General features: G+C 51.1%; 13 protein-coding genes and 1 pseudogene. 10 read left to right on the top strand and 4 right to left on the bottom strand.

Features of this window, described 5'->3' with window-relative positions; genetic code table 11:
• Positions 1-7 precede the first annotated feature (7 nt).
• From nuoH to FW415_RS24075, 9 genes and pseudogenes are all read left to right on the top strand, one after another.
• Positions 8-1057 (top strand): NADH-quinone oxidoreductase subunit NuoH, encoded by a 1050-nt coding sequence (gene nuoH / locus FW415_RS24110; RefSeq protein WP_210420786.1) that lies wholly within the window; start codon positions 8-10, stop codon positions 1055-1057.
• A gap of 26 nt (positions 1058-1083) precedes the next feature.
• Positions 1084-1608, top strand: a complete 525-nt coding sequence (gene nuoI / locus FW415_RS24105) for an NADH-quinone oxidoreductase subunit NuoI (protein WP_148389654.1) — start codon at positions 1084-1086, stop codon at positions 1606-1608.
• A gap of 15 nt (positions 1609-1623) precedes the next feature.
• Positions 1624-2118, top strand: coding sequence for an NADH-quinone oxidoreductase subunit J (locus FW415_RS24100; RefSeq protein ID WP_148389653.1), 495 nt, complete (start codon positions 1624-1626; stop codon positions 2116-2118).
• Positions 2119-2128: 10 nt separating this feature from the next.
• The gene (gene nuoK, locus FW415_RS24095; protein ID WP_146861078.1) at positions 2129-2446 is read left to right on the top strand and encodes an NADH-quinone oxidoreductase subunit NuoK; all 318 of its coding nucleotides are present in this window, start codon (positions 2129-2131) and stop codon (positions 2444-2446) included.
• Positions 2447-2470: 24 nt separating this feature from the next.
• Complete coding sequence (nuoL, locus tag FW415_RS24090; protein WP_148389652.1) at positions 2471-4357, top strand: NADH-quinone oxidoreductase subunit L; 1887 nt, start codon at positions 2471-2473, stop codon at positions 4355-4357.
• A 24-nt stretch (positions 4358-4381) separates the two neighbouring features.
• Positions 4382-5827 carry a NuoM family protein gene (locus tag FW415_RS24085; protein ID WP_148389651.1) on the top strand — a complete coding sequence of 482 codons (1446 nt, stop codon included), beginning with the start codon at positions 4382-4384 and terminating at the stop codon, positions 5825-5827.
• A gap of 29 nt (positions 5828-5856) precedes the next feature.
• Positions 5857-6807: pseudogene (locus FW415_RS25810) on the top strand (NADH-quinone oxidoreductase subunit N); the annotation flags it as partial.
• Positions 6808-6883: 76 nt separating this feature from the next.
• Entirely contained in the window at positions 6884-7231 is a 348-nt protein-coding gene (locus tag FW415_RS25615) for a proton-conducting transporter membrane subunit (RefSeq protein WP_371417067.1), read from the top strand.
• Positions 7232-7421: 190 nt separating this feature from the next.
• A complete protein-coding gene (locus FW415_RS24075) occupies positions 7422-8696 on the top strand; it encodes an ABC transporter permease (RefSeq protein ID WP_148389650.1) in 1275 nt (424 codons plus the stop codon).
• Positions 8697-8859: 163 nt separating this feature from the next.
• Here the strand turns inward: FW415_RS24075 and rplI are convergent, their stop codons facing one another.
• The 3 genes from rplI to rpsF are packed head-to-tail and all read right to left on the bottom strand — an operon-like array spanning position 8860 to position 9936.
• Positions 8860-9306: a 50S ribosomal protein L9 gene (rplI, locus tag FW415_RS24070; protein WP_148389649.1), complete on the bottom strand. Its 447-nt coding sequence runs from the start codon at positions 9304-9306 to the stop codon at positions 8860-8862.
• A 6-nt stretch (positions 9307-9312) separates the two neighbouring features.
• On the bottom strand, positions 9313-9579 hold the full coding sequence (rpsR, locus tag FW415_RS24065; protein ID WP_148389648.1) for a 30S ribosomal protein S18: 267 nt from the start codon (positions 9577-9579) through the stop codon (positions 9313-9315).
• 3 nt (positions 9580-9582) lie between these two features.
• Positions 9583-9936, bottom strand: coding sequence for a 30S ribosomal protein S6 (rpsF, locus tag FW415_RS24060; RefSeq protein ID WP_148389647.1), 354 nt, complete (start codon positions 9934-9936; stop codon positions 9583-9585).
• A gap of 335 nt (positions 9937-10271) precedes the next feature.
• Here rpsF and htpG point away from each other — a divergent pair, with 335 nt between their 5' ends.
• Positions 10272-12098, top strand: a complete 1827-nt coding sequence (gene htpG, locus FW415_RS24055) for a molecular chaperone HtpG (protein ID WP_148389646.1) — start codon at positions 10272-10274, stop codon at positions 12096-12098.
• Position 12099: 1 nt separating this feature from the next.
• On the opposite strand, the gene FW415_RS24050 is transcribed toward htpG, so the two are convergent.
• The gene (locus tag FW415_RS24050) at positions 12100-12537 is read right to left on the bottom strand and encodes a helix-turn-helix domain-containing protein (protein WP_148389645.1); all 438 of its coding nucleotides are present in this window, start codon (positions 12535-12537) and stop codon (positions 12100-12102) included.
• Positions 12538-12674: the final 137 nt, after the last annotated feature.

The raw sequence follows: 12674 nt of genomic DNA, 5'->3' as shown, positions 1-12674 counted from the left end.
GCGAGATATGACTGTACATTTATTAGCAATTGACTGGTTATTTATAATCGAAAAGCTACTGCTCATATCGGCGGTATTGGTTGTTTCGTTGGTAATTGCGATGTATTCTACCTGGGGAGAGCGTAAAGTGGCAGCCTGGATCCAGGACCGCCGCGGCCCCAACCGCGCAGGCCCCTTCGGCCTGCTGCAACCGCTGGCCGATGGTGGCAAGCTCTTCTTCAAGGAAGAGATCATCCCCGCCACAGCCAACCATTTCCTTTTTGTGCTCGGCCCTTCCATGGCCATGCTCACCGCCTGCCTCACCAGCGCCGTAATCCCCTGGGGAGATGTGCTGAACATCGGTGGTAAAGATATCAGCCTGCAGATCGCAGATGTGAACATCGGTGTACTGTGGATCATCGCCGTTGTAGGTATGGGTGTTTACGGTATTATGATCGGCGGATGGGCATCCAACAATAAATTCTCGCTGATGGCCGCCTGCCGCGGCGCCTCGCAGGTGATCTCCTACGAGCTGCCCATGGGGTTGTCCCTGATCGCACTGTTCATGCTCAGCGGCTCCCTGAGCCTGAAGGATATTGTGGAGCAGCAACGGGAAGGCCTCTGGTATGTAGTACTGCAGCCCGTAGGTTTTTTCATTTTCCTGATCTGCGCATTCGCGGAATGTAACCGTACCCCCTTCGACCTTCCGGAAGCGGAGAACGAACTGAACGGCGGTTATCACCTGGAGTATTCCTCCATGAAGCTCGGCTTCTACCTGTTTGCCGAATACATCAACATGTTCATCAGCTCCGCGCTGATGGCCACCCTGTATTTCGGCGGGTACAGCTTCCCGTATATGGACAGCCTGGGGCTTAGTCCCAATCTGGTGACCATCCTGGGCATTGGTGCATTATTCCTGAAAACATTTGCTTTCATCTTCTTTTTCATGTGGGTCCGCTGGACGCTGCCGCGTTTCCGGTATGACCAGCTGATGAAGCTCGGATGGAAAGTGCTGATACCCCTGGCATTGGTGAACATGCTCATTACAGGAGCAATTGTATTGTACCGCCAGGGCTGATTTTTAAACGAAGAAACTCATTATATATGCAAACATTAACGAACAGGGCGCAGCCGGTAGACAGAAGGCCCATGACATTCTGGGAGAAGATGTACCTGCCGGCCATCGCAAAAGGCATGGGCATCACCCTTTCGCATATATTTAAAAAGAAAGCAACGGTGAATTACCCGGAAGAGACCCGGCCGTTCAGCCCGGTATTCCGCGGCCTGCACGTGCTGAACCGGGATGAAGAAGGAAGGGAGCGCTGCACAGCCTGTGGTCTGTGCGCTGTGGCTTGTCCCGCTGAAGCCATTACCATGGAAGCGGCGGAACGTAAAGACGGAGAAGAGCATCTCTATCGTGAAGAGAAATATGCCGCCCGTTACGAGATCAATATGCTGCGCTGCATATTCTGCGGTTTTTGTGAAGAAGCTTGCCCCAAGGAGGCTATTTATATGACAGAAACATTTGCGCCGGCCAATTACCAGCGCAAAAGCTTTATCTATGGAAAAGACGATCTGCTGATCCCCGATCCCAAGCATCCGGTAACTGTAAACAAGAAAGAACAATAGACAGCAATGGGACCAATGAGTACTGAACTGATAATCTTCATCCTGCTTTCGGCTATCGCCATTGCTTCTGCATTGGGGGTGATCCTGAGCAAGAATCCCGTCAACAGCGTATTGAACATGATCGTTTGCTTTGTGGCCATCGCCGGGCATTACATCATGCTGAACGCGCAATTCCTGTTCGTGGTACACCTCATCGTGTACACCGGCGCCATTATGGTGCTGTTCCTTTTCGTACTGATGATGATGAACCTCAATGCCGATATCGAGCCGCAGAAACGCAACTGGCTGAAATATGCGGGAGCTATCAGCGGCGGCGCACTGTTGCTGGTGCTGGTAGGCGCGCTCCGCGAAGCAAGCCTTCCCGCCGTGCAGGCAGGCAATCCCACGGATATAGGATTGATCGCCAACCTGGGTAAAACATTATTCACCAGCTATGTAGTGCCTTTCGAGCTGAGCAGCGTGCTGTTCCTCAGCGCAATGGTAGGCGCAGTGGTCATTGGTAAAAAATAAAATCATTTTCATGCCGGTTCAATATTACATTTTCTTGAGTATCGCCCTTTTCTGCATAGGTGTCATGGGCGTATTAATGCGCAGGAATGCGATCATCATTTTCATGTGCATAGAGCTGATGCTGAATGCCGTGAACCTTTTGCTGGTAGCTTTCTCAAAAATGTGGGTGGATGCAGGAAGAATAGATGCGGATGCCGCACAGCTCTTTGTGTTCTTTGTAATGGTGGTAGCGGCTGCAGAAGTATCCGTGGGGCTGGCGATCATCGTGATGATGTACCGCAATACCCATTCGGTGGATATCAACATTCTCAGCAGGCTGAAAAACTAAGGATTTAAAAAATAGTATAGATCGATGATACATCTTGTATGGCTGGTTCCGTTCTTACCATTATTAGGATTCCTGATCAATGGACTGGGCAGAAAATATTTGCCCAAATCACTGACAGGCGTTGTAGGCAGCGGTAGTGTGCTGGCGGCATTTGTGATCAGCCTCCTCATCTTCTTTGAAGTAAGGCAGCCGGGTTTTGTCCCGCAGGTCATCACGCTGTTCGATTTCATCAGTGTGGGTTCCCTTCATATTCCCTTCGCCTTCCAGGTAGATCAGCTGAGCGCTTTGTTCCTGCTGATCATTACCGGTGTTGGCTCCCTCATTCATATTTACTCTACCTCATATATGCATGAGGAGAGTAACGAAGGCTTCGCCCGTTATTTCGCCTATCTCAACCTCTTCGTATTCTCCATGCTCATCCTGGTGCTGGGCGCCAACTATGTGATGATGTTCATCGGATGGGAAGGCGTGGGGCTTTGCTCTTACCTGCTGATCGGGTTCTGGTTCAAGAATATCAACTTCAACAAAGCGGCCAACAAGGCATTCATCATGAACCGCATCGGGGATCTCGGGTTCCTGCTCGGCATCTTCCTGATGATACAGCAATTCGGTTCCGTTACTTTTTCCGAAGTATTTGCGCAGGTGCCCGGGCTTGGTGAGCAGAATGTCATCCTGTTCGGCATCGCCATGCTGCTTTTTATTGGCGCCATGGGTAAATCCGCACAGGTGCCGCTGTACACCTGGCTGCCCGATGCCATGGCCGGTCCAACGCCGGTGTCCGCCCTGATCCACGCCGCCACAATGGTGACCGCTGGTATCTATATGGTGGCCCGCAGCAACGTGATCTATTCCCTCGCACCATACATCCAGGCCATTATTGTCGTAGTGGGACTGGTAACGGCATTGCTCGCCGCTTCCATAGCGCTGAAACAGAACGATATCAAAAAAGTGCTGGCCTACTCCACCGTAAGCCAGCTCGGTTATATGTTCCTCGCCCTCGGTACAGGAGCTTATACCGCCGCGGTATTCCATGTGATGACGCACGCTTTCTTCAAAGCGCTGCTGTTCCTGGGCTCGGGTTCCGTGATCCATGCCATGGGCGGAGAGCAGGATATCCGTAAAATGGGCGGCCTCAAAAAATGGATGCCTGTGACCAATATTACCTTCCTGATCGGGTGCCTGGCCATCGCGGGGATTCCCGGCCTCTCGGGTTTCTTTTCGAAAGACGAGATACTGGCCAACGCATTCGGCTACAGCAAAGTGATCTATGCCCTGGCACTGATCGGCGCACTGATGACCGCATTCTATATGTTCCGTTTATACTACATCACCTTCAGCGGCAAATTCCGTGGTACGCATGAGCAGGAACATCACCTGCACGAAAGTCCCGCTGCCATCACCCTGCCCCTGATCATACTGGCGGTACTGTCGGTGATCGGCGGTTATGTGGGGCTGCCCGCAGTATTCGGCGCACCGCACCTGCTACACGAATACCTTTCTCCCGTACTGGTATCGGAGCATACGCATCATCTGGACCATGCCCTTGAATGGGGACTGATGGGGCTGAGCACCGCGCTGGTGATCGTGATGATCTTCATCGCCCGCAGCAAATTCAGCAACTATACGGATAATGGTGCGGAAAGTACCGGGCTGGCAAAAGTGCTGGAGAACAAGTGGTATGTGGATGAACTGTACGATGCCATCATCGTAAAACCGCTGATGGTGCTCAGCCGGTTCTTCCAGGAAGGAATTGAAAGATCAGGTATCGATGCGCTGGTGAATGGTGTAGGCAGAGGCGTAAAATGGGGCGGCGGCCGTATCCGGTTGCTGCAGAACGGGCAGGTGGGTTTCTACATCTTTGCCATGGTGATCGGGATGATCGTATTGTTTGTGATCAGTTTGTTTTTATAATCGATAGCGGATTAAGATAAAGATATGTTGACAGTATTACTCATATTGATTCCTTTGATAACAGGCCTGATCACCTTCGGGCTGAAAGGCGCCGGAGCGAAAGCGCTGAGCCTGTTGTCATCATTAGCCACGCTGGTGATTGCGGTTATTGCCTGGCAGCAGGTGGGGACCGCACCGGAAACGCTGCAGTTCACCGCGGCATGGATACCCCAGCTCGGCAGTCAATTTAATATAGGACTGGATGGAATGGGCGCCATGTTATGCCTGCTCACCGCCGTTTCTTTTCCGCTGATCTTTATCACCGTGTACAACCGGGATTACGACCGGCCCGGTGCCTTTTACGGCCTGCTGCTGTTATCCCAGGCCGGGCTGATCGGCGTTTTTACCGCATATGACGCCCTCCTGTTCTATGTATTCTGGGAACTGGCGCTGATACCGGTATATTTCCTCTGCTCCATGTGGGGCGGAGAAAGAGCCATCCCGGTTACCTTCAAGTTCTTTGTATATACTTTCGCCGGTTCATTGCTGATGCTCACCGGTATCATCTATATCTACACGCAGACGCCGGACCATTCATTCAGCTGGACGGCCTTTACGGCGCTGCAGCCCGGGGCAGCGGAGCAATCCTGGCTCTTCTGGCTGTTCTTTGTGGCCTTTGCCATCAAAATGCCCGTATTCCCCTTCCACACCTGGCAGCCGGATACGTATGAGCAATCACCTACCCCGGTAACGATGGTGCTGAGCGGCATCATGGTAAAGATGGGTTTGTTCGGCGTTGTACGCTGGCTGCTGCCCGTATTGCCGCAGGGTGTGTACATGTGGCAGGAAGCCGCCATCATCCTGAGTGTGATCGGTATCATTTACGCCTCCTGCATCGCTATCATGCAAACAGATATCAAACGGCTGATCGCCTATTCTTCCATTGCGCACATCGGCCTGATGAGCGCCGCCATCTTTGTGAACAACGAGCAAAGCATGCAGGGCGTACAGGTGCAGATGTTCAATCATGGTATCAATATCATTGGCCTGTGGATGATCGTGGAAGTGATACAAAACAGGCTCAATACCAGAAATATGCAGGAAATGGGCGGTATTGCCACCCATGCGCCGAAGCTGGCTATCGTGCTGGTGATCATCAGTCTCGCTAACATCGCCTTGCCGCTGACCAACGGGTTCATCGGCGAGTTCCTGATGTTCAGCGGTCTGTTCCAGTATAACGGCTGGTTTGCCGCCATTGCCGGTCTTGCCATCATCCTGGCCGCGGTGTATATGCTGAAGATGCTGCAAAAGGTGATCTTCGGGGAAGCCAATACGCTGACTTCCGGTACGGCCGATCTGAAAACAGGGGAGTTGCTGGCAACAGGCCTGGTGATCGTGATCATTTTTGTACTGGGCGTGTATCCGAAGCCGCTGCTGGAACTGGTGAACAGTACAACAGCGATAGTGAATGCCGCTGCATGGGTGAAATAATTTAAATAGAGATTCTGTAACGCTAAGATATGAATGCATTAATTTCTACTGCTGTATTTGGGATTGTAATGATGTTCACGGGACTGTTTGTGAAGAATAAGCAGTACATCAAATATGTTGCTATTGCCGGCACGCTCATCGCTTTCATGGCCAACTGGTATGACGGGCAACTGGCCGGCGGAAGCAGCGTGATCCTGCACGGCATGATCGAAGTAAGCCGCTTCTCCGTGCTGTTCAATGCAGTAGCCATCGGTTCCACATTCCTGTACTTTGTATTATGCGGCAGCGCATTTGAGAAAGTGGGGGAGGATGTGGCGGATTATTTTGCGCTGGTGTTCTTTATCCTCGCGGGGATCACGCTTACCGCCTCTTTCAGCAATCTGCTGATGCTGTTCCTTTCCATCGAGATCATTTCCATTCCGCAGTATATCCTGGCGGGCGCAGATAAAAGGAACCTGAAGAGCAATGAAGCCTCATTGAAATATTTCCTGATGGGTGCCTTTACCACCGGTATCCTGCTGATGGGCATTGCCCTGATCTATGGCGCTACCGGTACTTTCAATATCCGTGAAATGGGGCTTGGCACGGGAGATCTTTCTCCGTTGGCGCTTTGCGGCATTATCCTGCTGGGTTTTGCGCTTGCCTTCAAAGTATCCGCCGTTCCCTTCCACTTCTGGACGCCGGATGTATATGACGGCTCACCCACTGTTTTCACCGCATTTATGGCCACCGTGGTGAAAGCCGCCGGGTTCATCGCCTTTCTCCGGCTGTTCCATACCGCTTTTACCGGCGGGGGACTGGAGCATCACTGGCAGCTTATCATCGCCATTATTACAGCGGCCACTTTGCTGATCGGTAATTTCACCGCCGTTTTCCAGCAAAGCGTGAAGCGGATGCTGGCTTATTCCAGTATCGCCCAGGCCGGATTTATGCTGTTCGCCATCGTTTCCGCCAATGAGACCGCTGTTCAGGGCATCATTTTATATTCGGTTGCCTACAGCGTAGCAACGATCGGCATCTTCGCCATTCTGCTGAAGATGAAGGATTATACTTTTGATGGCTACAATGGGTCTTGCCCGCCGGCAGCCGCTGCTGGCGCTGGTGAATACGGTCTTCCTCCTGTCGCTTGCCGGTATTCCGCTGACGGCCGGGTTCTTTGCCAAATATTTTGTGCTGACTGCCGCTGTGCAGCAGGGAGAGCTGTTGTGGCTGGTGATCCTGGCGGTTTTATGCGCGGCGATCAGCGCTTATTATTATTTCCGGGTGATCATTGCCATGTATTTCAAGGCAGGGGATGCGGAGACGCTGCCCATTACCGGCGGTTTCCGCAGTGTACTGGTGATCGGTGCCGCAGTGATCATCCTGCTGGGCGTGTTCCCGAACCTGCTGTTGCAGTTCCTTTGATTTTCAGGTATTTTGATATATGAGGCCGCCCGGAAGTACCCGGGCGGCTTTTTTTGGTGCAGTTCCTGCAACCGGACCGGTTTATGTGGGTTTTCCCGCAGCTTGCGGAGCGAATACCCCGCTGATCACTTTTGGCCCCGCCCCGTGCTTTTGAAAGCGGAATTACATTAACTTTACGATAACCGTAGTTATGCAATTAAGAGATACCTTTTCCCTCGCTCTGCGCTCCATCAGCGCCAACCGCCTGCGCACAGGGCTGACCGTTTCTATTATAGCCTTCGGCATTATGGCCCTGGTGGGTATTCTCACGGCTATTGACACCATGAAAAGCAAGATATACGACAGCTTTGCCAGCATGGGCGCCAATGGATTCTCCATCCGCAACCGGGAACTGAATATCCGGATCGGCGGTCAGGGCAATGCTACCCGTGGCTCCAACCGCAAAAAACGGGTGCGCACCTCCAACCGCAACGCCGTGATCACATTCGATGAGGCGATGGCCTTCAAGAAAAGGTATGATTTCCCGGCTACCGTAGGCGTGCAATTCCGTGCCGGTGGAGGGATGACGGTGTACCGGGAGAACAGGAAAACCAATCCAACGGTACAGGTGGTCGGCGGGGATGAGAATTATCTGCAATTATCAAATTACGAGTTGTCCATGGGGCGGAATTTTAACCAGGTAGACATAGAATCTGCCCGGAATGTAGCCATCCTGGGGAACGACGTGGTCAAGAAAATATTTCCCGACCGCCCAGAGGACGCGCTGGGGGCCAACGTCCGGGTAGGAAATGTACGGTACCGGGTGATCGGGGTCCTGAAGACAAAAGGCGCCAGTAATCTGTTCAGTGCGGATAATGTGGTGGTGACAACGGTGACCAACACCCGCAGGGTATTCAACCGGCCGAATGCCACCTACCAGGTAAATGTGAATGTTGATGACATATCCCTTATCGATGCGGCCATCGGGGAAGCTACGGGCACTTTCCGCATTATCCGGAAGATGACCACCGATGAAGAGAATAATTTTTATATGAGCCGCAGCGACAGTGTAGCGGAAATGCTGTTCAACAGTCTGGGTACGATCACCGCCGCTGCTGCGCTGATCGGGCTGATCACGCTTTTTGGTTCGGCAATAGGGCTCATGAATATCATGCTGGTATCTGTGGCGGAGCGTACGCGGGAGATAGGGGTGAACAAGGCATTGGGGGCTACGGCTCCCACTATCCGGCAGCAGTTCGTTTTCGAGGCGATCATTATCAGTGTGCTGGGCGGTATCCTGGGGACATTCCTGGGCATGATGGTGGGTAACCTGATGTCGTTACTGCTGGGTTCCAGTTTTGTGATCCCCTGGGTCTGGATCACGGTGGGTATCCTGTCCTGCGCCTTTGTAGGCCTGGTATCCGGGATCTACCCGGCGGTGAAGGCTTCGAAGCTGGACCCGATCGTGGCATTGCGGTATGAGTAAACACGCCGGCGGGGTGACTAAAGTTGTGTCACTGTCAGGCAGAAGAAAGCGCTAAAAAGTATTTCAATGAATCCCGGGCATTCCATAAACCATTGGATATCAAATAAAAAGAGGGTGTATCAGATTTGATACACCCTCTTTCATTAAATTATCAGCAGGCTGATTACTCGGCCACTACTTCAAATTCCAGCTCAGTTTCATTGCCTTTGCCGAAATCGAGGCGGGCTTTGTAAGTACCCAGTTCTTTAACATCTCCGAGAATATGGATGCGACGACGGTCGATCTCATATCCTTTTTGTTCTTTGATAGCACGGGCGATCTGTACGCCGGTAACACTACCGAAGATCTTGCCGGAAGTACCGGTTTTGGCACCGATCGTTAACGGAGCAGCTTTGAGGACTTCCACCACTTTCGCGATCTCGGCCAACATTTTCTCTTCCTTCACCTTGGCAACTTTCAGGCGCTCGTCCAGCTGCTTCAGGTTGGAATTGCTTGCTTCAACGGCAAACTTCTGAGGGATCAGGAAATTCCTGGCGTAACCGTTCTTCACGCTTACCAGTTCATTCTTCTGGCCCAGATTATCTACGTCTTGTATTAAGATTACTTGCATCGTTTCTTACTTTAAAAGGTCAGTAACATAAGGCAATAAAGCCATTTGACGGGCTTTTTTGATAGCCTCGGCTACCTTGCGCTGGAATTTCAGCGAGTTGCCGGTGATACGGCGAGGCAGCATCTTGCCCTGATCGTTCAGGAATTTTTTCAGAAACTCGGCATCCTTGTAATCTATATACTTGATACCCAATTTCTTGAAGCGGCAGTATTTTTTCTGGCGCTTCTCTTGCTTAACCGCGGTTAAGTACTTGATCTCTTGTTTAACTGCCATAACTTAAGCTTCTACAGGTTTAGGTTCAGCCTCATAGTTACCTCTCTTCTTGGTGTTGTACGCCAGGGCGTGCTTGTCAAGTTTGGTAAACATGTAGCGCAATACATTTTCATCGCGGTTGAGCTGGATCTTCAGCTTCTCATTGAAGTCGGATGGCGCACTGTATTCCAGAACCAGGTACATGCCCGTGGTTTTCTTCTGGATAGGGTACGCCAGTGATTTTAGACCCCAGGGATTTTCGTGCACTATTTCGCCGCCATTGTCTTTCACAAGATCAGCGAATTTTTTCTGGGCAGCTTTGTAGTCTTCCTCAGAAAGCACAGGGGTAAAGATCACCATCAATTCGTAGTTTGACATAATTTTCCCTTGTTTGTGATTTAATTTAAAATAAAATTTGGAGTGCAAAGATAGGGGTATTTTTCTGATTCTTTCGCTTTACTGGCGCGAATTTCAGCAAATTTTCAAAGATTCCGGAGGGGGAGCGGGTACATTAACCTATATTTACCGCAAAATATTGAGTATTAATTTATTATAGAAAGATATGCCGCCGGAATGAATAACAGATATTTTAAATGTCTGATGGTTGCCCTGTGACAAGCCGCGATAAACCACCGGAATCCGTCATCTTGTCAGCAGCCTTTCCGATGGCATACCCTTTGAAAGTGATCCTCGTTCTAAAAACTGATAATACTATGCAGAAAGGTGCCATTCGTGTACAAACAGAAAATATCTTCCCCATTATCAAGAAGTTCCTGTACTCCGATCACGACATTTTCCTGCGTGAACTGGTCAGCAATGCCGTGGACGCCACGCAGAAGCTGAAAACACTGGCCAGTGTAGGAGAATTCAAGGGCGATCTGGGCAGCATCGACGTTACCGTCACGCTGGACAAAGAAAAAAAGACCATCACCATTTCAGACCAGGGCGTGGGCATGACAGCCGAAGAAGTGGACAAATACATCAACCAGGTAGCGTTCTCCGGCGCCGAGGAATTCGTCAAGAAATACAAGGGCCAGGGCGATGGCGCCAATATCATCGGGCATTTCGGTCTTGGTTTTTACTCCTCTTTCATGGTGAGCAGCCAGGTGGAGATCTTCACCCGCTCCTGGCGCCCTGATGCAAAAGCCGTAAGGTGGGAATGCGACGGCAGCCCTGAATACCAGCTGGAGGAAACTGAAAAAGCATCACGCGGTACGGACATCGTATTGCATATCAATGAAGAAAGCGAAGAATTCCTGGACGAACACCGCATCCGCACCATCCTCGAAAAATTCTGCCGCTTCCTGCCTGTGCCCATCCGTTTTGAAGACAAGCAGATCAACAATACCACACCGGCCTGGGTAAAGAAACCCAGCGACCTGAACGCGGAAGACTATCAGAACTTTTACAAGGAGCTGTACCCCTTCGCGGAGCCGCCGCTGTTCTGGATACACCTGAATGTGGACTATCCGTTCAACCTCACCGGCATCCTCTACTTCCCGAAGATCACCAAGTCCTACGAGATTCAGAAAGACAAGATCAACCTGTACAGCAACCAGGTATATGTAACGGACGAAGTGAAAGATATCGTACCGGAATTCCTCATGCTCCTGCATGGTGTGATCGATTCGCCGGATATTCCGTTGAACGTAAGCCGCAGTTACCTCCAGGGCGATCCGAACGTAAAAAAGATCAACGCCCACATCACCAAAAAAGTGGCGGACAAACTGGATGAAATGTTCCGGAACGACCGCAAAGCATTCGAAGAAAAATGGGAGCACACCGGCCTGTTCGTGAAATACGGAATGATGACGGACGACAAGTTCCTGGACAAAGCCAACAAATTCCACATCTTCTCAGACGTGGCGGACAATGCGTTTTATACCCTGGAAGAATACCGCACCGCCACTGCAGCGCTGCAAACCAACAAAGACAATAAACTGGTGATCCTCTACGCCACCAATCCCGTGCAGCAGGACAGCTATGTACAGGCCGCACAGGCCAAAGGGTACAAGGTCGTGAAGCTGGATACGATGGTGGACGCGGCTTTCATCAACCAGATGGAGGTAAAATGGGAGAACGTGCAATTCACTCGCGTGGATGCCGATATCGCAGATAACCTCATCAATGCGGAAGCGCAAACACAGAGCGTATTGAGCGAAGAGCAGGAAGGTAAACTGAAAGAGCTGTTCGGTGCGCAATTGCAGCAGCCCAACATCAAAGTGGAGTTGAAAGGATTGAATGCGCAGGAGCAGCCGGTGATCGTAACACGTTCCGAATTCATGCGCCGCATGAAGGATATGGCGGCGATGGGTGGCTCTGCGGCCAGCTGGTACGCCAATATGCCGGATGAGATCACTATGACCGTAAATGCAAATCATCCGATCTATCTGAACATCCTCCAGGAGGGGAATGGAGATAAGCAACAGAAGCTGGTACGCAACCTGGCCGATCTGGCGCTGCTTTCCCAGAACCTGCTGACGGGGGCGGACCTGACCGCCTTTGTGAACCGCAGCGTAGAACTGTTAGGAAAAGCATAGCTTATTTCCTGCATGTCATGATATATTCCTGCCGGGCATCTGGATTTTTATGATCCGCTCCCGGCGGGAATTTTTCTTTAAAATGCTCCGTCCCGGCGTTTTCCTTTTGCTGCAAAATATGCCTGTTCTTATACCCCCACTGATCCAGGCTTTCGATAATGGGCAAAATAGACTTGCCCAATTCGGTCAGATAATATTCCACTTTTAATAAAGCGCCCGGGTGAGCGATCCTGAACAGCACACCTGATTCCTCCAGTTCCCGCAGCTGCATATCTATCACACGGGGCGTTGCCGAGGGTATCTCCCTGTGCAGTCTGCTCGGACGATGTATTCCCCGGTGGATGGCATCAATGATACAGGGTTTCCACTTCGCGCCAAATACTTTCATGGCCACAGTGATACCGCATTCGAGATCTTCGGGTGTTTTTCTCTTGTACATAACCTGCGTGTTTATTCCATTCAAATATACGGCACGGCCCGGGAACGGCCCATACCGAAAAATTATTCCGTACCCGAATCGGTTTTCGGTTATTTCCGGTGCGGAAGCAATGTTCCAACTTTGTAGACAACAAGAAG

Source organism: Chitinophaga sp. XS-30, assembly GCF_008086345.1.
GTDB lineage: Bacteria > Bacteroidota > Bacteroidia > Chitinophagales > Chitinophagaceae > Chitinophaga.
The sequence above is the reverse complement of the archived record's forward strand: the minus strand, read 5'-3'. Positions and strand labels throughout refer to the sequence as shown.